The organism is Patescibacteria group bacterium (genome assembly GCA_041659905.1).
Taxonomy (GTDB): Bacteria; Patescibacteriota; Kazan-3B-28; order Kazan-3B-28; family UBA10110; genus UBA10110.
Window position 1 is genome coordinate 269007 of the sequence record JBAZXK010000001.1, and the last position, 23573, is coordinate 292579.

The window sequence follows — 23573 nt, forward strand, 5'->3', positions numbered from 1 at the left end:
GGAGTTCTTTAAAAATTATACTTGAATCGGATTTATTATTTAAAAACAAATACTATGGATGAAAAGACACTGGCCATTCAGTATCTGCCCGTCTCGGAGTTGAAGCCGAGCACCTATAATCCCCGACGCTGGAATGATTCGGCGATTCAGCAATTGACCGAAAGCGTCAAAAGATTTGGATTGGTCGATCCAATTCTCTGCAACAGCTATACTGACCGAAAAAATGTCGTGATCGGTGGTCATTTTCGCCTGAAGGTGGCTAAGGATTTGGGCATTAAGACAGTGCCTGTGGTATTCGTGAATATTCCCGAATTGGAACGTGAACGGGAACTCAACCTGAGATTAAACCGAAATCTCGGTGAGTTTGACTTCAAACTACTGGCTGAATTCGACCCTGCCTTGCTACGGGACATAGGTTTTTCATCAGAAGAAATGGACGATATTCTTGGCATAGATGAAACTCCTGAGGTCTTCGATCTCCAGAAAGAACTAGATAAGCTAGGTATTAAGGAGATCGATATCCAAAAAGGTGACCTATGGAAGTTAGGTGACCACTATCTTGCTTGCGGTGATTCCACAGACGAAGCCCATATCACCAGACTAGTGTGTGAAGCTCCACCGGCGCTGTGTCTGACTGACCCCCCTTATATTTTGGACTACCTTAGGGGCAAGAAAAAGCACGGCAAACCTACTGAGGGATTCGGTTATAAGCGGGATCGCAAATATCTAGAGACAGACGAACTGCCCGATGACTTTACTGAAAAATGGATGGCAAATATCGCCAAGGTGGCGAATAAGGACTTTTCCATTATCTGTTACGAAAATTGGAAGAACATTCCGATTATTTGGGGCGAGATGATCAAACATTGGAAGGTGAAAAATATGATCGTCTGGCACACCCCGAATCGCAACCAAGGATTCGCGGCTAAGTACAAGTTCTTCAGCAAGCACGATATCGCTATGGTTGGACAAAGCGGCAACCCAGTGCAAAACTTGGAACCAGAAGACGAGTTGCTTCAAAACGAATATACGACAGCTTTATTTGCTATTCAAGGCAAGCCCACGTGGGAGGGATACGAAAAAGGCAAGAAATATCAGCCAACTGACTTTATTGAGTTTAATGTGGCGGATGAAAAAAGCTCCGGCCAAGCCATCATCTTCGGAGTAAAACCTTTAGAAATCCTAATCCCCTATATTAAGGTGCTGACCAAGCGAGGAGATTGGGTAATTGAACCCTTTGCTGGAAGCGGAAGCACTTTAATTGCCTGTGAAAAAATGGGAAGACGCTGTTATATTTCCGAAAAATCTCCTACATATGCTTGTGTCGTCCGGAATAGGTGGGAAAAGCTGACTGGCAAGAAAGGAGTGAAAGTATTATGAAAACAATGAGCCAAAAACAAGAAATGTTAGAGATTCTTCGCCGAACTCCCATAATTCAAACGGCTTGTCAAAAATTAGGCATTAGCCGAGCCACGTTTTATCGCTGGAAAACCGAAAGCAAAACTTTTGCCAAGCAAGCGGAAACAGCTTTGGCTGAAGGATGCGAGCTGATAAACGATCTTGCAGAATCTCAACTTTTGACCGCCATTAAAAATCAAAATCTCACCAGCATCATGTTCTGGCTTAAGAATCACCATCAAACATATGCTGAGAAATTACAAGTGATGGCAAAAGTTGAATCAAAGGATAGCCCATTAACACCGGCACAACGGGCCTTAATTAAGAAAGCGTTGTTATTGGCGGGAATATATAAGAATAAATCATTAGGAGGCAAGAATGTTGAACCAAAACGAACTAAGTAACCTGATCAACCAAATCATCAGCAAAAAAAAGCTTCGGATAGATGCTACCACTAAAAGTCATTTCCTGTTCTTCCATATGTATTTGGCTGACTATGTTGGATACGAAACCGCTCCCTTCCAAAAGGAGATATTCGACCTGACTCAAGATGAGGAACAAAAGTTTGCGGTAATTTGCGCCTTTAGAGGTTCAGCTAAATCTACCATTATGAGTCTTTCCTACCCTCTATGGGCAGTGATGGGTCAGCAACAGAAAAAGCACGTGGTGATTGCCAGTAAAACTCAAACGATGGCGAAGCGTATCTTGGACAACTTGAAACGAGAGTTGATTGAAAACGATTTGCTCAAAGCAGATATGGGACCATTTAGAAGCGTAGGTGGTAAATGGGGCGGAGATAGCATTGAACTAACTAAACATAAAGCAAGGATCACGGTGGTCTCGACCGAAGAAGGAGTCCGAGGAATTCGGCACGGCAAATATCGCCCTGATTTAATAATCTGTGATGACATTGAAGATTTGAATTCAGTGAATACTCAAGACGGCAGAAATAGAATCTACAGCTGGTTTAACGGCGAATTGATGCCAGCAGGAGACAAACGGACTCGCTATATTATCATCGGCAATTTACTTCATAGCGATTCGTTCATCATGCGACTTAAAAAAGAAATCGTGGAAGAGAAGCGAGATGGAGCGTTCAAGTTCTATCCTCTGATTGACGATAATGGCAATTGTCTCTGGCCTGGAAAATATTCAACCCAAGCGGAAATAGAAGCTGAAAAAAGAAATCTGGCAGATGAAATCGCTTGGAGTCGGGAATACCTGCTTAAAATCATCTCTGATGCTGAAAGAGTTGTTAGACCAGAAACGATTCAATATTGGGATCGGTTACCCGACTGTAGAAATGTTGAATACGCAGTAGTAGCTATCGACTTGGCGATCAAAGAGACCGAAGCAGCTGATTGCACCGCTATGATCATTGGTTTGATCTATGGGCGAGGCAAGGATATGAAGATATATATCTTAGGGGATATGGTCAATGCTAAAATGGAGTTTGACAGGAGTATCGAAAAGGCCAAGGAGCTTTACTTTAGTCTTGCAACTAATGGCTATGCCACCAAGCTTTGGGCAGAAAATGTCGGTTACCAAGATGCCTTTGTTCAAGAACTAAAGAACCAGGGTGTAGAAGCTGAAGGATTTCAGCCTACTACAAACAAACGAGGCCGATTAATGATGACCACACAGAAGATTAAGCTTGGACAAGTTCTCTTCCCGCCAAAAGGAGCCGAGACGCTAATAAACCAACTAATTGGTTTTGGCAAAGAAAGATATGATGATTTGGCCGATGCCTTCGCTATTCTTGTGATTAAAGCCATGATCCAAAATACACTCCCAAATGACCCAATAGCTGTAAACTGGGACTTCCGCAACAACTCATCTTCATCATCAAGAGGTCAGGGTCATAGCAGACGAAAAGGGACTCTTCGTTACGATATGGATAACTCCGACCCATTGGGGTGGGGTGCTGCTTCTAAAGAATGGTAAAGTTATTTGTTTAGAAAATATCTAATACGAAAAAGCCCCTTGGAATTCAAGGGGCTTTGAAATATTGTTCAAAAAAGGTTCGTTACCAGCATCCATCTGGTAAAAACTTAACAAGATATGCATCGCAAGATCCAAAGGAACTGTGATTGTCTGGGTCAGCGTTACAGGGAGGGGTGTGGGGCGCAAAATCAGTTGACCCTAAAAACCCGCCTGTAGCATAGACGGCCTTGGAGCCATCGATAGCTAAACCCCGGGAGCTATAACCTCCCCATGGATGTATCCACTGGAACACACCTGAAGAAGAGAACTTCGCATCCGCGGCATAGATGGACCCCTCGGGATCAATAGCAATATCCCCCATAGAATAATTGCTAGCCCATGGTTGCGCCCATTGAAAATCACCTTGAGCATCAAATTTACTCAAGAATGTAGATTGTCCTCCACTTGCATCATGCTCATCGACTCCAGAGCTCGGATCAAAATCTACCAAACCAGCAAACGGACCCGAGATACAGACATTACCCGTGTTGTCTGTAGCTGTTCCGTAGGCTTCATCATTACCAATTCCTCCCCAGGCACGAACCCACTGATAATTACCCTCAACATCAAATTTGCTTATAAACGCATCCCTGCCTCCGTTAGAAGTGCGGGGGTCTGAATCGCTGCCTGGATTGAAATCCACGGTGCCATCAAAGTATCCAGCAATATAAATGTTGCTTAAATTATCCGCCGCAATACCAAGCCCTAAACCATCCCAGGCACACGCGCCTAAATAATTACCACCGATGTCGAACCTACTCAGGTATCCTTTACCTGTGTGGTTGTCTATCCCAGGCCCTGGATCAAAATCTTTAGTACCTTGGAACCAACCAGTTACACATAGCACATTCGCATTACAAATGGCTATGCCGTAGGGAACATGGACGCTCATATACCAGACCCGTGCCCACTGGTAATTGCCGTAGGAATCAAACTTACTGATGAAGTCATTAGTTGCATTTGGAGTTCCTTGCATGTCTACCCCGTCACCTGGATCACAGTCTGCCACCCCCCAAAATTTCCCAAAAACATAAATACCCCCTATTTTGTCTACTGTCACCCCAGCAGAATAATCATGATCCCCATTGAAACCTGGGCCTCCCCAAGTACGCGCCCATTGGAAGTCGCCCTGGGGGTTAAACTTACTGAGAAAGATATTAGCTATGCCAGTCGATGTGTGATAGTCGGTTTCTGGCCCGGGATCGAGATCGACTGTCTCATAAAATGCACCTGTTACATAGACATTGCCAGCAATATCTACTGCAACATCTTGCCCATAATCCCATCCTGACCCGCCCCAAGTTAGCGCCCAGCCCCCAGCATAGGGAGCATTTGTACTAACAGTTAGGTTACAACGGGAGAATGTTGCAAGAGGATCGGTATCAGCAAGGTTAGTCACCCCGAACTCATTTGTATAGTCATGCGCATTGTATTGCGCGATGATCCAGAGTTCGTTATTGGTGGTGCCAGTGACATGGTCGGCCGGAATTTCCACATGGTAAGTAGAATAATTCTCTGTGCCGCCAATGGGTGTCATCTCATCCAGAGTGAATTCGTGCGACGCACTTAACACTGTGGATTCGATGAAGATAGTTGAGGGTTGCTGACTCCAACCAAACAAACTGATGTCGAGAATGAGATTCCCGCCATTTTGGATTGGATTCACGTACCAGACGTTGCTGTTGTCTACAACATTGCAGGTAACAGCTTCGGGTGTGTTAGAAGGATGAAACTCGGAAGCTTCTCCTTCCCAGTTTGCCAGCACCGCATAACCGAAGGTGATTCCCTTGGTATTGGGAAACCTTAAGTAATAGTTGCGTGTGTTAGTTGTCCCGGAACTGAACTGACCATGCTGAGTAGCATGACTGTTTAGCCAATCCCAGAGATTGTCATTTTTACCAAGACCATCAGCGAAGTATTTGTAGGCGTTCAGAGTCGCATCCCCGTTGAAATCGGGGGTAGCAAGTTTGCCTTGGGTGTACTGAAGAACTGGTAATCCGCCTGTGGAAAACTCTGGTTTATTAAACCAACGAGTGTAACCATCGGGACCACCGAATTCATCCACCGGGTCTGCCAGCATAAACTGGTCGGTTCCGAGAACAGGATAGTGTAGGTCAGAGTTGTACTGAAGTGTAGCAGAACCATCACCCATAAACACCCCTCGGACATCATAGCCGTTATACTGAGATAATCCTGGAAATGGATGGGTAATGGAAACATCGATGTCCACATCAAGATAATCCAGACCTACCGGTACACTATTGATGTGAAAATTCAGATTTGCGATGTTGCCATTGAGAAAGGTGACCACATTGGCAGTAAACATAGCTTGGCGATTAGGTATCGCTTCAGCTGTCTGGGTTTCGATATCTATATAGATATCGTAATAACCCCAGAGATGTGTTTGGCTTTGTCCTGTATGACCCATGGTTCCGAGTGTCATCTCGGGTTCAGTCACAGGACTAACTGCATTTCCGCTTCCGCCTGCGCAAGAGGTCACAGCAAGCAGGAGCAGAGCAATCAGTAGAACAGAAAATGTTTGTCGCATTGTTTACGACCTCCTTAGAATAGATTTTCAAGGGGCATTGCTACCCCTATTTATATCAAGCCATTATTGGCTATTATAGGTTGCAGTTAAGTTAACTATATTATGGCACTTTAGAAGATTTGTCAAAGAAGAAGATTGCCAAGATCCCTCCTTCGGATATGCAAAATTAACTGCTTTAGAAATAGAAAATTTGCTGGCTGGGGTGCTACTTCTAAAATATAGTAGACAAGCGCATCGCTACAATTTGGAATCTCACCTATAGGGTGTCCACATTTCCACACTTTGGACAAGCAACCATTCCTTTACCCCCAGAAATTAATGGTGAATATATAGTGTTGTAGTCAGAAGGCCCTTTTACCTTAAAACCATAATGGCACACCGAACATTTGTGCATAGTGTCGCCACCAAATGATGAAGCAAGGGGGCTAAAATAGTCCGGCGTTACTATTACTGGTTCACCGCTTGTTTTAAGAATATCACGCTCAGTTTTGATACGTTCTATGCTTTTCTCAATTTCTTCAATTCTACGTTTTTCTCCTGTTGGCTTTGACTCTAGTACTTTCAACTTCTGCTCATATTGGTCAATTAAGGCAACATAATTCTTGTCAATTTCCTTGAGTTTAGACTTGCGTTCATTTATAAACCGACTCACTTGCTTATCATGTTTAGAGAAAAGGTCTTTTATTTTTATGTCAAAGTTAATCTTATCCTCATTCAATTTTTTCTTATATTCCGTGCCTTGAAAATAAACAACTACAGCGAAAATAACGGTTAGGAAAGCAATTATGAAAAGCATTATTGTCAATATTGTATTGTAAGGATTCCATGATAATGATAACTGATGATTAGTTTTCTCGAGTATGTCTATATATTGATTGATGATAGCTTGGCTTAGTTCTGGCATCGTTTTATTATTTTAGGTTCTGCTCGTTACATTATCTATTCCTTGCATTATCCTTCCCGTTTCAACTAGTGCGACAATAATTTTTTGATAGTGTTCGATGTCCGCATTGGTAAGAGTGCGACCTTTACGGTCTTTGAGCCACTTTTGGGCAGGTTGGTAGCCGCCAATGTAGAAATTCCATGCAACTTCCGGAACATTGCCGAAATACTGCTCGGCGTTGATAAACACTTTACCGGCCTTGTAGACTAACTTCTCAACAGTATCTGATCCAGCTACAGGGTAGGTGGTGATAAATTGGCTTACTTTCGGTGATTCGAGCAGATGAAGGGAACGCAATTCGGAACCAAGCGTAATAAGAGCTTTGAAGGTTTGGGCGTCCTCCGGGTATGACACCCGCGGGAAATCAATCTTCAGAAATTCTTTGTATTTTTTTCTATAACTCGGCGAATAAAGAACGGCATAAATATAATCAAATATATCTTCGGGTGTTGTTTTGCCAACGATTCTTTCTATCTCATCAACAATTTCTTTTTTAAGATTTGGTAATCTCGCCCCATCTTTTTTATAAAGATACAAAGGAAAATAATAATTACTATTAAATGCACTGAATGTCTTGTGCCCCCCAATATGCTTTGTTACATACCCTCCGGAGTCTTCATTGGGTGCGAGTTGCTTTGGTGCAATTAACCCGTAATTCTCACCTGCAATAAAGTTTCTCATTATTTTTTCTCTTCCCCAATCAACCATTTTGGGATGGTAATAAATATACCTTTGATCAAAAGGGCGGTAACTGATTTTTTGGATAAATTGTTCATGATCCTCCATGCAAATATTCCTTCTTGCTTGTTCCAGTTTCCAACCCCTGGTATCACCGGCTTTATATTTACCACTTTTCTTTCCGGCAAAAAACTCGAGGCGGATATCATTATCCGACTTGTCTTGATTACAGAATTTATCAATCCGATTTTTAAGCTCTTCTTTTGTTTCGCTAATAACAAGGGCATCACGCGCACTTACAATGCCTGTTGTGCTTTCTATGAAAAGTTGGTTTATCGAGAATCCATTTCTATATTCTTTTTCAATCTTCTGTGAGTGTTCTTGGATAAAGAAGAAGTTTGGCTCATGAGGTTCAAGATTTGCCCACGGAATATCTTTTAATGAAGCTTCATTAAGCTGCTGGAATTTGGCTTCTTTCTTGCCCCACATATCAAGATGATATACTCTCGCTAATGTTTTTTCTACTTTCTCTTTATTTTTTACGGCAAGTATTATTGAAACACCTTGTTGAATATCAAATACATTTTCATCATAGCCCCCGTCTGGCGCGCATTCTTTTTTGTTTGCATTTCCATGTAGGTCAACAATATAAAGGAAGTCAAATGTATTCATGAGATGCCAGCGCATACCGCGGAATGTTGGGTTATCAAGATAACCGTGATTTGTAATAAAACCTATTATCCCTTCTCCGTTTTTTGCAACCATATCTTCTGCAAGGGCAATGAACTTCACATAGTCATCATTGAGCCAATGCTTGCGCTCTTGAAGCTTCCGCTTTCCTCCAGGTTCAATCTTATATTTTTCTACTAGATTGTTTGCATAATCTGTTTCATTTGAAGATACACCTGAATATGGCGGATTACCGATGACTACCATAATAGGTAACTCATTCTTAATAACGGCCGCTTCCTTTGATTCCTCGGCAATACTTTGGGTAAAACCAAAACCTGTGAGCATATTATCTTGGACACTTCCTCCCTCTAGAGAATTCGTAAGATAGATACCCAGACGGCGATTGAAATGATTAAATCCTGTTTTTCTAAAAGCCATGCCTAACTTTAAATGGGCTATAGTATATGGCGTCATCATAAGTTCAAAGCCGTGTAAGCGCGGAAGTAGTTCATTATGCACATATGTCGGCCAACGACCTCCCTGCCCATCTTTCAGTATTTTTATGTATATCTTCCCTATAACATCGCTGATGAATGTTCCTGTCCCTACGGCTGGATCAAGAATTTGAACTTTATGGATACCGTCGGCCGTCTTTGAAGTATCGGCAAAACCAGCAGCAAGACCAAACTCTTTTTCTAACAAATAGTCGACAGAACGCACGATAAACTGCACAACGGGCAATGGCGTATAATAAGCACCCATTTTCTTGCGTAAATCAGCATCATATTCTTTCAGGAAATCTTCATAAAAATGGATGACTGGATCGGGGCCTTTTTGAGTTTTCCCCCATAAATCATCCTTGAAATATTCTTTCATCAATTCTGGAACATCAGCATGAGAAAAAACTTCGCACAATTCATTAACAATGTATTCAAGCCGTTTATCAAAATCAGGCCCTACTATGTGGTCAAAAAAGTGCTGGAGGAGCGGATTTGACTTTGGTATCAGATCGCGGGCTTCTTGGCGAGTGAAATTATCAGGGGTTTCATCAAAATAACGAGCCACAAAAAGACCGTAGACAAGGGTTTGCGCATACATATCGGCAAACGCATCCAATGTCAGGTCATGGACTAAAAGTTTTTTAATTGTTTCATATACTCGAACAATTTCGGTATTTTTATCTGATTCTGTGCCGAGAAATTGCCGTATATTATCCCGGATTCTTTGGGCTTTTCCTCCCATAATCTTTGAAAGATGTTCGCCAGATTTAATTGGCTCTTTATGGGATTGTGTAAAATCAAGCAGTGTTTTAGCGACATGTCCATAATTCTCCTGAATGGGTACTAAAGTACGATCTTTTACATTATAATTTGCTATTTTTATTGGATCTTCATAGCGCAGACCATTCCTATAAAAACGGAATTCCAAATAATCAGTAAGAACCAAATTGGCGTATCCATAATATCTAGCCATCTGTTCTGACTTCTCAACTTTATCCAGAGAAATGCCAATGTCTTTTGCTTCAATATATAGAATTGGTACATCATTTTTAAGAACAACAAAATCCGGCTTATTCCCTTGTTTTGCCCGTGCATCGTGATCAATGCGTTTAACATTAATCGATTCAAAAATACCCTTCAGCAGGATCTCAAAATCTGCCCGATAACCCATTTCACTGGTTTCTTCGTGGGAGAATTTAGAAGATACGGATTGTAGATAATCGGAAAAAAGTTTGTCCATCTTGTATTTGTAAAATCATCTCAATTATACCTCACCCAGAAGGATTAATTAGTAGAAAGGGTGTGGGCTGGGAATATCATAACCTGGCGGTTTTTGCATCTGGACTTCAGGCCCCTTTCGGGCATCCTTACCCTTGATATACCCTTATAGACAAAAGGAGAAAAGTATGGCGAAAAATGAGGCGGTTCTAGAGGCTACTGGAAGAGCCAAAGGAGCCATCCAAGAGGAAGTTCGAGGCTATTGCCTCTATGCCCGTAAGTCGTCCGAATCGGACGAAAGACAGGCCCTTTCCATTGATTCCCAAATCAAGGAAATGGAGATAATAGCCCAACGGGATGGCATTAAAATTGTGGACATTATTCGGGAGAGTCACTCAGCCAAGGAGTCCGGCCAACGGCCTGTATATAAGGAACTGCTACAGCGGATCCGAGAAAAGGAGTTTACCGGTATTTTAACTTGGGCTCCAGATCGGTTAAGCAGAAACGCTGGTGACTTGGGAGAATTAGTCGACTTGATGGATCAAGGGCTATTAGAAGAAATCCGAACACATGGACAGGTATTCCATAACTCCCCTAACGAGAAGTTCCTCTTAATGATCCTTTGTAGTCAAGCCAAACTGGAGAATGACAACCGAGGCATTAATGCTAAGCGAGGGATGAAGAACAAATGTGATATGGGCTGGAGGCCGGGCGTCGCTCCTCCAGGGTATCTCAATGATAAAACCAACAACACTATTATGGTCGATCCGGAGAAAGCCCCGATTATTAAAGAGATGTTTAATAAAGTTGCTAAACAAGGTTACAGCGGACGAGACGTGTATGATTGGTTGAATAACGATATTAGCTGGAAAGGCAAGAACGGTAAAAAGATGTCGCTTAGCAATGTATACACAACTCTAAAAAATACTTTTTACTATGGCGAATTTGAATATGGAGACATTGTATACCAAGGCAAACAGGAACCACTGATCAGCAAGGAACTGTTTGCGGAAGTTCAGGAAAGAATAGCCACATCGCAAAAGGGACGATACGGACAGCATTGTTTCAACTTTACCAAAATGATAATATGCGGAGCCTGCGGAGCTGGGATCACAGCCGAAGAGAAATTTAAGAGGCTACAAAATGGCGATATTAAAAAACATGTCTACTATCATTGCTGTGACGGAAAACGCAAAAGATGCAGGCAACCATACATCCGAGAGGCCGATTTACTAGAACAATTCGTAGAGATTATCGACAAGATAGAGATAGACCGGATTGGCATGAGAAAACGCCTACAGGAAGAGATAGACAGGTTTAATAAATTCACTCAAGGAGTTCTGGGAATGAGTCCGGATGATATCAAAACTCCCAAGATTGACATTAGAGCTTACGCCAAATACATGCTTCGCGAAGGTACCACCGAAGAGAAGCGAGAGATACTGGATAACATAAAAACTTCAGTAACTCTGTTGGACAAAAAGCTCATACTACACAAATAAACCACTACTGAGCAGGATTGAACAATTTGTTCCAGTCATCCACCTCCATATCAGTAAATTGCCAGTAGCGACCATCTGAAGCTCTGGTTAAGATTAATTTGAGATCATTGTTATTACCGTCCACATCACCGGGGATATTAATATAACTTTTCCCACTCTTGCTAATGAGTTTGATTTTATCCCACGCTTGCGGATCGGTGTCAAAAATACTCACATTCTCATTCGTATTAGTGGTTTGATCGCTCTGTTTACTGCCAGATAAACTTTCTTTAAGGCTGGTTCGCAGTTGTTCTTTAATTGTTGGCTTCATATTGTCTACCATACCTGAACCCAACAATAACCCCATGATGCCAAAGGTATCATCAGATTTTTGGGCTTCTGCCATAAGAGCCGATGTCATTTTGGGCCATACATTATCCACCATTTTATCAATGTTGAAATATTTCATTGCCAGCTCGCTATCGTGTTTAGCAATTGCAGTTTTAAGCTGCCACATAGAATATTGCGGTGTGCCTATAAACCAATAAGACCCTGCACCCAACACAACTACCGCTCCCAGAGCTATGAGCAGAATCTTGTTTCTTAGAAACCGAGTAGATATGGTGAAAGATACTTTATCCGGCGATGATTTTGTCAACATAATATTAAATTAAATTATTAGATGATTTCTTTAGCTAGTTCTCTAAGGATATCTTCAAAGACTTTGATATCAGTTTGTGCCCAATCCCACTTAGCAACTTTGCAATACTTTACTCCTTGGGGAGGTAAAAACTCTATCTTAGGTGCTATCTTTTTCAAGACTTTACGCAGAGTTTCATCAACTGATTTGTCACTCCAGAACTGGGGACCTCCTCCTTCCCAACGAGGATCAATGTGCAACATAATTGTTACCTTATACCCAGGACGATTGCCAACATAGAAATTAAGATATTTAGGTGTTCTTTTTACGCTGACACTGGGAATCACCAACTGACCGCCAAAGATATCATTAAATAGCCCCAGATACTGCTGAATGGTGGTGGAATTATCATAAGCTGCCAAGAAATCATCGTCGCTCGGAATGGGTTGTTGGATTCGAGAAGATACCTGCTTTTTAGTGCCGGCCCCGAACAACTTTGGGATAACAATCTCTAGGTCATTGAACCTGTAGTATTCCAACTCAACGGCGTAGATATCAAATTTGCTATTTTGATTAAGATAACCGATTAGATCTTTAAGACGATCGTCTAAGTGGTCCATCAATACCACGAACTTGTAACTGCTGTCATCTAATTTAATGCGAACATTATCCCAAAGTTGCTGTGCTCCTGTAGCATCCAGCCCAAGCTCATCTTGCAGACGTTCAAATAAACTTTGGTTAAAATGCTTTTTTACTTCCTGTTCAATCTTGGCGGTAAACTCTTCCCAATCGGTGTCATGCTTCCATAGCGATGCACCATAATCTAACACTTGGGCTACCACCCTGCGTTTATCTGGATTTTGGTAGAGTTTAGTTTCGATGAGATAAATATCTCCATCGGTATCAATAGCAAAGGCATCTATCGGACCGCTCTCGGTGGCATATTCACGCGCCAGAATGATCGGACGAGCATTATCTTTAATATCATAAAGCGGAATCACTCCCGGATTCTCGTAGATGTATCTTTGCAATGCGTCTTCTTGTTCGAATCGAGATTGATCTATCTTCTGCGCATTCTTCCCTGATTTTGAAATGATGATGGCCATAGGGTTGTTTTCTATGGTGATTGCCCTGGCCTCTAATGATTAATCAAAAGAGGGCAGACCTCACACTTAGTCAACCCATGACTTCTACTCCGAAGGAATAGTCATCACGGTAAGTAGAGCATCTGCCCACCTCTAACCGTGATGACGAAAAAACCATACTACAACTCGGAGTTTTCAAATATATACAAAAGCCATGGGTTGACGAAACCATCATAGCATAAAAACCACCTCTGGGAAGAGGATTAGTAACTACTAGCATTAACTAGGCGGACGGGTCGCTTGACTCGCGCACTTGCTGGCAGGGGTGGAGAGGATTGAACTCCCGACTCAGATTTTGGAGATCCGCGTGATACCACTTCACCACACCCCTATAGATACATTTTAACATACCCGATTCTTCCTAAAACTCTGGTTGAAACTCTCCCCTAATCGGGCATTGGAGTTCGAGCGATAGGTATTACAAAAATTACCGCTGCGAAGTCCTGCGAATGCAGGACGAGAGCGGAAAGGTAGATTTTTGGCAAATACCGAGCAAGGACGACTGCCCGAAGACTTTGGTTACTTTCCTCGGGAAAGTAACTCAAATACCCCACTTCACCATACCCCTATTTATAGGTATATTTTAGCATATTATAAGATTCTGGACGCACCTGCTGGCTTGCCAGAATGACGGAGGGGGTCAACGGCTCAACGGGTTGAGCCGTTGAATATTTCGCCTGGATTCCCGAATAATTCCGATTACCCATAAGGCAATCGGGTCGGGAATGACAACAGGATAGGAAAAGCCCACCCGGTGGAAAGGCTTTGGGGCTGAAACATAATTTGTGACTATGTTGTTGAATTTGTCGCTTTTATGCCTACAGCAATTAATCAACTAGTCATCATCTGGACGGCTCTCCGATGGGTGGGTGGACTTTCGGCGTTGAATAGGACAAGTACATATTGTCTTATTCGAAAGTGCCTATGTCTTAAAGATATATACAGACGGAGCGGGGAGCTCCATTAAAGAGGAGGTGCAAAGTGATTGAATAATACAAAAGTAACTGATTTTTAATATATTTCCTCTGCCCACATTGGAAATTGGTGGACATTGGTGACATTATAAATTACACCAACAGGTGTTACTTGGTTTCTTTGTAGAGGGTGTGTTTACGACAGACTTTGCAATACTTGCTGATATTTAATCTGTCGGGGGTATTGATGGGATTTTTGCGAGAATTATAAACGTTCTGCTTGCATTCAGAACACATTAGTTTAATAATCGGACGCTTATCTTTGTGGGAGGATTTTTTCTTTACAGCCATGGCTTTAGACGCGTTTTACTTGTAAGAAATCGAGTTCAACGGGAGTTTCCCGACCGAAGATTGATACCAAAACTTTGATCTTTCCCTTGGCCTCATCGACTTCGCTGACTGTCCCGTCATATTCTTTGAACGGACCGTCTATAATATGGACCAAATCCCCCATCTTCAGATCGATTTTGTGCTTCGGTTCTTCGACTACCATTCTCTTCTTGATGGTTTCCATCTCCATATCAGCAATGGGCACTGGAATCGTCCCTGAGCCGATAAAGCCGGTAACGCTGGGCGTGTTGCGGACAACATACCAGGAAGCTTCGGTGACTACCATTTTCACCAACACATAGCCCGGGAAGATTTTTTTCTCCACGGTCTTGCGTTTGCCATTTTTGATCTCGATCTGCTTTTCTTTCGGCACTAACACATGGAAGATCTTGTCTTTCATATCTAACGATTCAATCCGCTGTTCCAAACTGTCCGCCACGGCATCTTCATAGCCGGAGTAGGTATGCAGCACATACCATTGCCCGGGAGTGCCATCATCAAAAACATTCGCCGGAATAGCATTCTCTATCGCGATTTCTCCTTCTTCAACTGCTCCACTATCAGATCCCTCCGCTTCGGTCGGGATGACAGTAGAGGAGGTTTCTTCTTCAATAGTTTCGGGAAGACGTACCGGATCACCGGCAGACTCTTCTTCGACTGGCAAATTTTGATTTTGATCCTGGTCAGTCATAATAAAAATTATTCTGCGGGGGTAGTATCTACTTGGATATCACCTGGTTGAATTTGAATAGGCGAAGTACCTTGATCGCTAGTCTGAGTGCCCTGGCGCTCTGCTACCCACGCCAGCAAGCCTTCGATCCCTTTAGTAATACCGATATCGACTAAACCGATAAACAGGGCAAAGGCGGCTGAAACTAAAATGACGCCAACAGTTAGGCGAAATACCCGCAAGCGGGTCGGCCAAACTACTTTGCGCAGTTCCTGGACAGCTTCTTTGACAAATTGGATGATCTTTTTCATTAGCGTTTAGAGAACTGAGGCGCCCGGCGAGCTCGTTTTAAGCCATATTTCTTGCGTTCTTTGGCCCGCGGGTCTCTCGTTAATAATTTATTAGTTTTCAGAGTTTTTCTTAAAGTTTCATCTACTTTTAATAAGGCTCGGGCAATACCGTGACGGATGGCTTCGGCTTGGCTACTGGCTCCGCCGCCAGCTACTTTTACCGAGATATCAAAACGATCCTTCATCCCGACTAAAATTAAGGGTTGCAGTAATACCTCGATCAAATTGGCCGGATTAAGATAGACTTCCGGGGCTTTGCCGTTAATAACAACTTGTCCCTTACCATCATAAAGCCGCACCCGCGCCGTCGAAGTTTTCCGCCGCCCCGTGCCGTAATAATACTTGCCTTTTAAAACAATATTAGTAGTTTCCATATTATAATTCTAATATATCCGGTTTTTGCGCCATATGCTGATGTTCTGCCCCGGCATAAATTTTTAAATTAGCTAATCGCAAACGACGAAGTCTATTTTTAGGCAGCATTCCCGATACCGCTGCTTCTAGCGCCTTAGTTGGTTTTTTTGCCAAAGTTTCTTCTAGGCTAGTGGTCTTTAATCCGCCCATATATCCGCTATGCCGATAATATTTTTTTTGAGTTAACTTTTTCCCGGTTACTTTGATCTGGCTGGCATTGGTGACTACTATTTTAATCGGAGTCAGCACCGCCGGATCATAAGTAGCAGCTGTTTTGCCCATCAAAATCGTAGCTAGCTTACTCGCTAATCTCCCTAAAGTTTTGCCGGCTGCATCAATAAGGTACCACTTTTCGGGCAGTTCTTTTTTGGTGGGACGCTTAGTGGTAGTAGGTTTTTTATACATATTCGATTCTCGCCATGGGGGCATTATCGCCTGGCCGAGGCTTTAATTTAATCACTCGCAGATATCCGCCGGTCTTTTTAGTGTACCGCGGGGCAATTTCTTTGAGCAATTTTTTTACCAATAATTCATTATTATAGAGCCGACTCATTAGATACCGTTTAGTCGCCAGATCAACTGTTTTAGCCCGGTGAGTCAAGCGCTCTAAAATGGGCAAAGCGGCTTTGGCTTTGGCTAAAGTCGTGCTGACTTTTTCGTACAAAATAACTGAGAGCACTAAATTACGCAGAAGACTTTCTCTCCGTTTCTTGATTCTGCCAAAAGTTGATGCTTTGGGTCTTTGCGACATAATCTCTAATTAAATTCCAAACCTAATTCGTCTAATTTATCGGCAATCTCCGTCAGCGCTCGTTCTCCCAAGCCTTTCATTTCGAACAGACCATCCCGCCCGACTGCGATAATGTCGCGGACGGTTTTAATGTTGTTCTGCACAAGAGCGTTGGTGGTTCTCACGGATAGATTGATTTCTTCTACGGAGAAATTCTCGGGATTAGCTTTGTTCATTTCTCCTTCCGCGATTTCCGGAGTTTCTTGAGACACTGTTTCCGGAAGCAGCGGGGCCGCGGGAGCCGGAACATCGACATGGAAAATATTGAATTGTTCTAATAGAATATCGGCCGCAATTTTAAGAGCATCTTTGCAAGAAATGGTTCCGTCGGTTTCGACTTCGAGTGTCAGTTTGTCATAATCAACTCTTTCGCCTACCCGAGTATTTTCTACTGCGAAGCTACATTTCTTGATGGGCGAGAAGATGGCGTCAACTGCGATCATGCCAATAATAAACTCCCGGTCATCAATCGCTTCACTTGGCACATAGCCCCGCCCCTTTTCGATCCGAATATCCATCTCTAAACTGGCCTTACCACTTAGGGTAGCCAAATGATATTCCGGGTTAACTAATTCTACCGAACTTGGCAAAATAATATCTTTGCCGGTAACTTCACCGGGTTGGGATTTTAAAGTTACTATCACGGGACCGTCTTCGTGCAAAATAAACCGCAATCCCTTCAGATTCATCATTACTTCTACTACGTCTTCCTTAACGCCTTCGATGGTAGTAAATTCATGATCTATCCCAGCAACCTTAAAAGCGGTGACAGCGGCACCTGGTAAAGTGGTCAGTAAGACTCGGCGCAGAGCGTTTCCCACAGTCGTGCCATACCCAGGGTAAAACGGTTCAATCACAAACAAGGCTCCGTTGCCTTCTTCTTTGGTCAGCTTAATCTCTGGTAAATTAATGGATTCCACAGGCCCTCCAATAAAATTATCTTGAATAAAATTCGATGATCAATTGTTCGATGAAAGGAGCTTCGATCTCTTCCCGGGTCGGCAGTTCTGTCACGCTGATTTCCAGTTTGTTAGGATCTACTTTTAGCCAGGAAACTGCACTGTTATTTGTCGCTATACTGGTAATGATATCGCGCAATTTTTGCTTACTTGCGCAAGTAATCACATCTCCGCTCTTTACTTGAATTGAGGGAATATTAACTGATTTGCCATTCAATTGAAATTGGCCATGGGCTATCAGCTGGCGAGCTTGCGGATGGGAAGTGGCAAAACCAGCCCGATAAATTACGTTATCGAAACGAATTTCCAATAAACGCAACAAGTTATCGCTAGCCGAACCAGTTGCCCGGATAGCCTCGGCATAATAGCGCCGCAATTGTTTTTCATTAATATGATAAAAGATTTTAGCCTTTTGCTTTTCTTGCAGCTGGAGGCCGTAACCGGTATGTTTCTTAAAAATGCGGGTAGCTCCGTGCATGCCCGGGGGTTGCTTGTGGTGATTCTTAACATATTTGGCCGCGGTTGACCGGTCAGCTGCCATGGCGAAGGTTTCGCCATATTTTCTTACTTTTCTCATTTTAGGTCCAGTGTATCTGCTCATAATTATGTTCTGTTATACTCTCCGGGCTTTCCGAGGCCGGGGGCCGTTATGGGGTAAGGGGGTGATGTCACGGATCTCGCCTAAATGCAATCCGGCAGCGTCTAGAGAGCGGATGGCAGCATCCCGACCGGAGCCGACTCCCTGTACCCAGACGCTAGCTTGGGTCATTCCCATATCTACCGCCTTAGTGGCAGCCGATTTGGCTGCTAAAGAAGCGGCATAGGGAGTGGATTTTTTTGAGCCCTTGAATCCTGATCGACCAGCACTGCTCCAGGCCACTACTTCGCCCTGATTATCAGTAATGGTGATCATCGTGTTATTAAATGTAGACTGAATGTAAACTTTGCCCTCCGTCAGAGTTCTTTTTTTGGCTTTGCGAACTTTTTTAGCTACCTTGGCTTGGGCTTGCTGTTGCATCTGCGCCTTAGCCCGAGCTTTTTTTTCGCGTTTTTCTTGTTTTTTCTTACCGGCCATTTTGAAAAATTAATGATGACTAATATCTAATGAACAATGCGGTTTAATATATGATCGTTTTTGCATTTTGCATTATTCATTTTTCATGTGATTAGGTCTTCTCGGAAGATTTCTTGCGGCCACTGCCCACCGTCACCCGTTTACCGCGCTTGGTCCGAGCATTGGTTTTAGTGGTCTGTCCCCGCACTGGCAGATTCTTCTTGTGCCGATCTCCCCGGTAACTCCCGATATCCTTTAACCTTTTAATATTCGTGGAAATTTCCCGACGTAAATCGCCTTCTACCACATAATTTTTTTCAATGATTTCCCTGATACGATTAGTTTCTTCCTCGGTCAGCGCATCCGTGCGTTTGTTCAGATCAACATTAGCCGCCACTAACACCTCGCGGCTGCGAGTCAAACCAATCCCATAAAGATAGCCTAAAGCTACTTCGATACGTTTATTGGCTGGTAATTGAATGCCGATGATTCTGATCATAATTATCCTTGAACTTGCTTATGCTTAGGATTAGAACAGATAACTCGCACTTTTCCGCAGCGGCGAATTACCCGACATTTTTGACATATTTTTTTTACAGACGATCTGACTTTCATGGCTATTTATGGCGATAGATAATGCGACCTCTCGCTAGATCGTAGGGACTCATTTCCACAGTCACACTATCTCCCGGTAAAATCTTAATATAATTCATTCTAATTTTGCCTGAGATATGGGCCAAAATTATGTGCCCACCTTCAATCTCCACCCGAAAGTTTGCATTGGGCAGAGCTTCTAATACCTTACCCTTAACCTCGATAACTTCTTTAGCTGACATACCGATACTTCGCTATTATACCTATAATATTAACTAAATCAAGGGGTAAAATCCAAAATCTCTTGGATGGGAGTGAGAATTTTGGCTCCCTCGGGTAGGACCACCACCGTTTCTTCAAAGTGGGCTACCGGCTGCTTATCTGTTGTGTAAACGCTCCATTGGTCTGGTAAGGTGATATAACCTTCTCCTCCTACCCCGGCAATCGGCTCAATGGCAATAGTACTGCCTGAGGGCAGAACAACTTTTTTGTCGTGGCCGACGAAATTAGGGATCACCGGATCCTCGTGGAGCTCTCGGCCTACCCCATGCCCGACAAATTGCCGCATGATGGTGAGATGGGCTTGCCGTAGAGTGTCCTCAATCGCCTGGGAAATCTCGCCTACCCGGACACCTGCCCGGACTTGGCCAACCCCGGCCCGTAAGGCCTGGTAAACCCCCTTAAGGAGGGGTCGGTACTGATGAATGTCTTCCCCTACGATCCAAGTAATCGCGGCATCCGTATTCCATCCCTGGTAGCAGAAACCGAAATCAATACTTATGAGATCACCTTCCTGTAATTGGTAATCAGTCGGGATGCAATGGACTATTCCCTCATTCACCGAAGCGCAAATCGCTGCCGGGTAACCCTGATAACCTAAAAAGGTGGGCTGCCCCCCTTGTTCTTTAGCAGCATCTCTGGCCATCTGATCTAAAGTTTTCAATGAAGTTCCGGGAATAATTTGTTGTTTAAGGTGTTTCAGAATCTGGACAAGCTTTTGGCCGCAAACAGCCATTATTTCTATTTCGGCAGCGGTTTTTACGTTTATACTCATAATTTATTGACCGCTTGCCAAATGTCCTGCGCTACCTCTGGAATAGTCTGATCTCCGTTTATCTTGATTAATTTTTTTTGTTGTTGATAATATTTCACTACTTCCCGTGAGCGCTCCTGAAAAACGCGAATACGCTCACTCACAGTTTTAGGATTAGTGTCATCGATCCGTCCTTCAATTTTGGCCCGGCTGATTAATCGCCGTTTAGCTGCGCTGGCCGATAAATCCACTAATACCATCACGGCTTCCCGATCAAATTTTTGTTGAGCTTTCTTGAGTAATCTAATTTGTAATACGCGGCGCGGATAGCCATCAAACACAATTCTTTGTTTCCGCGGAGTCTTGGCCACAAAATCGTGAACTAATTGGGAAGTGATTCTTTCCGGCACGAGTTGGCCTTTATCGACATACTTTTTCGCATCTTGCCAACCAGTTAATTTTTTAGCAATCGTGTTCCGGAGCAATCCTCCCATATTCATATGCTTGGCTTTGAGTTTCTTGACCAAAATTTCCGCCTGCGTGCTTTTGCCGCTACCAGGACCACCATAAAGAATGATGTCAGGCTGAATTTTAAAGCTCGTCATATTTTTTCATAATTAACTGCGCTCTCACCTGCCGCATAGTTTCCAAGGCCACGCTCACCACAATCAGCAGCGAGGTACCTCCGATAGTTAGACTAGGCATTTTGACAAAGACTTGCACTAAGCTAGGCAATACAGCGATTAACCCTAAGAAGATAGAGCCAGCCAAAGTGATGCGATTGCTGATATAGGTCAAAAAATCAATGGTTTGTTTACCCGGTCGGATTCCAGGGACAAAACCTCCTGATTTCTGGAGATTTTCGGCTACTTGCGTAGGCTTGAAAATCACCCAGGTATAAAAATAAGTGAAAAAGACTACTAACAGAAAATAAAGAATGCCATAGACCCACTGATTTTCGAATAATGTTTTAATAAACTCGGCACTATTCACTAGCCACAGGCTCCGGGCGTTAACAAACAGAGATGCGATCATACCGGGAAACACTAGGATTGAGAGAGCAAAAATGATAGGAATGACTCCCGCCTGGTTGACTTTGAGCGGAAGATTAGAAATTACTCCCGACGCAAATCGGTTTACGCGCGTCCGTCCGGCATAGGAAATGGGAATATTGCGCTGACCCTCTGTAATATAAACCACAAAATAAATCGTAGCTAAAGCTAAAATAATAAAGGCGAGGATACGAGAAAACTGTCCCATATCAAACACTACGGCTGTACCAGACAGGACCTGAGGCAGACGCGCTACAATCCCCAAGAAAATGATCAAGGAAATGCCGTTGCCGATACCGAATTCGCTAATGAGTTCTCCTAGCCACATCACTAGAATCGTACCAGCTGTGACTGTGACCAAGACGGCGATCATTTGATAAATACCGAGGTCGCCGATGACTGGTAATTCTCCTCGCTGTAGTAAAGTGATCATGCCGTAGGCCTGCAAAACAGCCAATGGCACGGTGAGATAGCGCGTATACTGGTTCAGTTTACGCCGACCATAGTCGCCTTCTTTCTGTAAAGCCTCGACTGCTGGAATTGCCATCGTCATTAACTGAATAATAATAGAGGCGTTAATGTAAGGCGCGACTCCCATTAAGGCGACGGAAAAGTTACTCAATGATCCCCCGGAGAAAATATCCATCATGCCCAAGAATTGATTCTGGGAGAATAGCTGCTGCAGTTTATCTAAATCAACTATCGGGATCGGAATATGAGTAATGATCCGAAAGATTACCAACAATCCGAGAGTCCAAAAAATTTTGATGCGAAGATCTTTGTGTTTAAAAATTTGGAGCCAAGTTTGCCACATATTTTTTTATTAAACCAGATTAACTTTACCGCCAGCTTGTTCAATTTTTTGCCTGGCTGCTGCAGAAATATTATGAGCTTCTACTGTAAAAGCTTCTTTAATCTCACCGTCTCCTAAAATTTTAACCGAATCAAATCCATTCAGATAACCTTTGTCGCGCAAAGTCTGTAAAGTCAGACTGTTGCCTGAGGCTAACCTAGGCAAATCTGATAAATTAATTACCAGCACCTGGGGACGGTTTGGCCGCCGAAAACCTTTCTTTTTAGGGATAATCTGAGCTAAGGGTTTTTGGCCTCCTTCAAAATGAGCCGGGACATTGCCTCCGGTACGGGCTTTTTGTCCTTTCGTACCCCGACCGGCAGTTTTCCCTTTGCCTGAACCCATGCCTCGGCCTTTTCGTTTGGTGCCGTGATTCTTGGGCTTAACTTGAGTTAATTCATGTAAACGCATAGGATTATTTCTTAGCAGGTTTAACTTTCATTACGGAGGAGGTAATTTTCCGCATATCCCGTAATTCCTGAGGATCGATTAATAAATTCAATGCCTTAATAGTGGCCATGGTATTGCTCAACTTATTTTTGCATCCCATGATCTTACCCACCACGTCTTTGATGCCAGTAAGCTCCAGAACTACCCGCATCGAACTACCAGCGACAATGCCGGTACCAGCCGGGGCCGGCTTTAAAAGAACTGAGGCACTTTTATAATGGGTGCGGACAGGATAAGGAATAGTAGAACCGTGCATGAAAACAAGTGTGATATTTTTTTTAGCTGCGGTTACTGCTTTAGCAATAGCTCCACTGACATCGGCTGCTTTACCTAAACCATAGCCGATCTTGCCCTTTTCATTACCAATCACCACCAGGGCCCGAAACCGCACTCTTTTACCTCCTTTAACTACCCGAGCCACGCGATTAATCTCTAAAACTCGCTCGATGAACTCAGGTTTCTCGTTGGATTGTCCGATATTTTTTCTCATAGTTTTAGAATTTTAATCCTTCGGCGCGAGCAGCTTCCGCTACCGCTTTTACTTGTCCGTGATAAGGATAACCTCCCCGATCAAAGACAACTTCTTTAATACCTAAAGCAATGGCTTGGACGGCGACTGCCTGACCTAATTTTGTAGCTGCCGCGATGCTTCCTCGAATCTTGAGAGACAGGGAGGACAGACTAGCTAAAGTCTTACCTTTAGTGTCATCTATCAACTGAACATGCAGATGTTTTAAACTTTTATGCACTGCTAAGCGAGGCCTGTCGGCAGTACCTTTAATCTTGGCCCGGATGCGATGGCGCCGGTTCGTCTGGCTAGTTTTGGTAATTGAAGTTTTCATAA

Annotated in this window: 27 protein-coding genes and 1 tRNA gene; 4 read left to right on the forward strand and 24 right to left on the reverse strand. The window is 43.2% G+C overall.

Going from position 1 to position 23573, the window contains the following annotated elements:
- Positions 1-54 precede the first annotated feature (54 nt).
- From WC805_01405 to terL, 3 genes are read left to right on the forward strand one after another with little or no spacing between them, the layout of a single operon-like run.
- Positions 55-1380, forward strand: coding sequence for a DNA modification methylase (locus WC805_01405; protein ID MFA5967161.1), 1326 nt, complete (start codon positions 55-57; stop codon positions 1378-1380).
- Complete coding sequence (locus WC805_01410; protein ID MFA5967162.1) at positions 1377-1802, forward strand: phBC6A51 family helix-turn-helix protein; 426 nt, start codon at positions 1377-1379, stop codon at positions 1800-1802. The genes WC805_01405 and WC805_01410 overlap by 4 nt, the downstream gene beginning before the upstream one ends.
- The gene (gene terL, locus WC805_01415) at positions 1777-3342 is read left to right on the forward strand and encodes a phage terminase large subunit (GenBank protein MFA5967163.1); all 1566 of its coding nucleotides are present in this window, start codon (positions 1777-1779) and stop codon (positions 3340-3342) included. Before WC805_01410 ends, terL begins: the two co-directional genes overlap by 26 nt.
- An 82-nt stretch (positions 3343-3424) precedes the next feature.
- Here the strand turns inward: terL and WC805_01420 are convergent, their stop codons facing one another.
- From WC805_01420 to WC805_01430, 3 genes are all read right to left on the reverse strand, one after another.
- A complete protein-coding gene (locus tag WC805_01420; protein MFA5967164.1) occupies positions 3425-5929 on the reverse strand; it encodes an SBBP repeat-containing protein in 2505 nt (834 codons plus the stop codon).
- A 256-nt stretch (positions 5930-6185) separates the two neighbouring features.
- Complete coding sequence (locus tag WC805_01425) at positions 6186-6833, reverse strand: hypothetical protein (protein MFA5967165.1); 648 nt, start codon at positions 6831-6833, stop codon at positions 6186-6188.
- A gap of 12 nt (positions 6834-6845) precedes the next feature.
- Positions 6846-9962, reverse strand: a complete 3117-nt coding sequence (locus WC805_01430; protein ID MFA5967166.1) for a type ISP restriction/modification enzyme — start codon at positions 9960-9962, stop codon at positions 6846-6848.
- A 166-nt stretch (positions 9963-10128) separates the two neighbouring features.
- Here WC805_01430 and WC805_01435 point away from each other — a divergent pair, with 166 nt between their 5' ends.
- Positions 10129-11442 (forward strand): recombinase family protein, encoded by a 1314-nt coding sequence (locus WC805_01435; protein MFA5967167.1) that lies wholly within the window; start codon positions 10129-10131, stop codon positions 11440-11442.
- Positions 11443-11446: 4 nt separating this feature from the next.
- On the opposite strand, the gene WC805_01440 is transcribed toward WC805_01435, so the two are convergent.
- The 21 genes from WC805_01440 to rplR form a co-directional block, all read right to left on the reverse strand.
- The gene (locus WC805_01440; protein ID MFA5967168.1) at positions 11447-12082 is read right to left on the reverse strand and encodes a DUF2939 domain-containing protein; all 636 of its coding nucleotides are present in this window, start codon (positions 12080-12082) and stop codon (positions 11447-11449) included.
- Positions 12083-12099: 17 nt separating this feature from the next.
- Positions 12100-13167, reverse strand: a complete 1068-nt coding sequence (locus WC805_01445) for a hypothetical protein (protein MFA5967169.1) — start codon at positions 13165-13167, stop codon at positions 12100-12102.
- Positions 13168-13463: 296 nt separating this feature from the next.
- A tRNA-Trp gene (locus tag WC805_01450) sits at positions 13464-13537 on the reverse strand.
- Positions 13538-14288: 751 nt separating this feature from the next.
- Complete coding sequence (rpmG, locus tag WC805_01455) at positions 14289-14471, reverse strand: 50S ribosomal protein L33 (GenBank protein ID MFA5967170.1); 183 nt, start codon at positions 14469-14471, stop codon at positions 14289-14291.
- A 4-nt stretch (positions 14472-14475) separates the two neighbouring features.
- Positions 14476-15201: a transcription termination/antitermination protein NusG gene (gene nusG / locus WC805_01460; GenBank protein MFA5967171.1), complete on the reverse strand. Its 726-nt coding sequence runs from the start codon at positions 15199-15201 to the stop codon at positions 14476-14478.
- 8 nt (positions 15202-15209) lie between these two features.
- Positions 15210-15491, reverse strand: a complete 282-nt coding sequence (gene secE / locus WC805_01465; GenBank protein MFA5967172.1) for a preprotein translocase subunit SecE — start codon at positions 15489-15491, stop codon at positions 15210-15212.
- On the reverse strand, positions 15491-15904 hold the full coding sequence (rpsI, locus tag WC805_01470; GenBank protein ID MFA5967173.1) for a 30S ribosomal protein S9: 414 nt from the start codon (positions 15902-15904) through the stop codon (positions 15491-15493). Before rpsI ends, secE begins: the two co-directional genes overlap by 1 nt.
- A gap of 1 nt (position 15905) precedes the next feature.
- On the reverse strand, positions 15906-16349 hold the full coding sequence (gene rplM / locus WC805_01475) for a 50S ribosomal protein L13 (protein MFA5967174.1): 444 nt from the start codon (positions 16347-16349) through the stop codon (positions 15906-15908).
- Positions 16342-16695, reverse strand: coding sequence for a 50S ribosomal protein L17 (gene rplQ, locus WC805_01480; GenBank protein ID MFA5967175.1), 354 nt, complete (start codon positions 16693-16695; stop codon positions 16342-16344). Before rplQ ends, rplM begins: the two co-directional genes overlap by 8 nt.
- A 5-nt stretch (positions 16696-16700) precedes the next feature.
- Positions 16701-17654: a DNA-directed RNA polymerase subunit alpha gene (locus tag WC805_01485; GenBank protein ID MFA5967176.1), complete on the reverse strand. Its 954-nt coding sequence runs from the start codon at positions 17652-17654 to the stop codon at positions 16701-16703.
- A 16-nt stretch (positions 17655-17670) separates the two neighbouring features.
- Positions 17671-18294, reverse strand: coding sequence for a 30S ribosomal protein S4 (gene rpsD / locus WC805_01490; GenBank protein ID MFA5967177.1), 624 nt, complete (start codon positions 18292-18294; stop codon positions 17671-17673).
- Positions 18295-18306: 12 nt separating this feature from the next.
- Positions 18307-18711 carry a 30S ribosomal protein S11 gene (gene rpsK / locus WC805_01495; GenBank protein MFA5967178.1) on the reverse strand — a complete coding sequence of 135 codons (405 nt, stop codon included), beginning with the start codon at positions 18709-18711 and terminating at the stop codon, positions 18307-18309.
- Positions 18712-18859: 148 nt separating this feature from the next.
- Positions 18860-19246 (reverse strand): 30S ribosomal protein S13, encoded by a 387-nt coding sequence (gene rpsM, locus WC805_01500; GenBank protein MFA5967179.1) that lies wholly within the window; start codon positions 19244-19246, stop codon positions 18860-18862.
- A gap of 2 nt (positions 19247-19248) precedes the next feature.
- A complete protein-coding gene (gene rpmJ, locus WC805_01505) occupies positions 19249-19362 on the reverse strand; it encodes a 50S ribosomal protein L36 (GenBank protein ID MFA5967180.1) in 114 nt (37 codons plus the stop codon).
- 2 nt (positions 19363-19364) lie between these two features.
- Positions 19365-19583 (reverse strand): translation initiation factor IF-1, encoded by a 219-nt coding sequence (gene infA / locus WC805_01510; protein MFA5967181.1) that lies wholly within the window; start codon positions 19581-19583, stop codon positions 19365-19367.
- Between the two features lie 38 nt (positions 19584-19621).
- Positions 19622-20395 carry a type I methionyl aminopeptidase gene (map, locus tag WC805_01515; protein MFA5967182.1) on the reverse strand — a complete coding sequence of 258 codons (774 nt, stop codon included), beginning with the start codon at positions 20393-20395 and terminating at the stop codon, positions 19622-19624.
- Positions 20392-20979, reverse strand: coding sequence for a nucleoside monophosphate kinase (locus WC805_01520; GenBank protein ID MFA5967183.1), 588 nt, complete (start codon positions 20977-20979; stop codon positions 20392-20394). Before WC805_01520 ends, map begins: the two co-directional genes overlap by 4 nt.
- Positions 20966-22240 carry a preprotein translocase subunit SecY gene (gene secY / locus WC805_01525; GenBank protein MFA5967184.1) on the reverse strand — a complete coding sequence of 425 codons (1275 nt, stop codon included), beginning with the start codon at positions 22238-22240 and terminating at the stop codon, positions 20966-20968. The genes WC805_01520 and secY overlap by 14 nt, the downstream gene beginning before the upstream one ends.
- A 9-nt stretch (positions 22241-22249) precedes the next feature.
- Positions 22250-22690, reverse strand: a complete 441-nt coding sequence (rplO, locus tag WC805_01530) for a 50S ribosomal protein L15 (GenBank protein MFA5967185.1) — start codon at positions 22688-22690, stop codon at positions 22250-22252.
- 4 nt (positions 22691-22694) lie between these two features.
- Complete coding sequence (rpsE, locus tag WC805_01535) at positions 22695-23219, reverse strand: 30S ribosomal protein S5 (GenBank protein ID MFA5967186.1); 525 nt, start codon at positions 23217-23219, stop codon at positions 22695-22697.
- A gap of 4 nt (positions 23220-23223) precedes the next feature.
- Complete coding sequence (rplR, locus tag WC805_01540; protein MFA5967187.1) at positions 23224-23571, reverse strand: 50S ribosomal protein L18; 348 nt, start codon at positions 23569-23571, stop codon at positions 23224-23226.
- Positions 23572-23573: the final 2 nt, after the last annotated feature.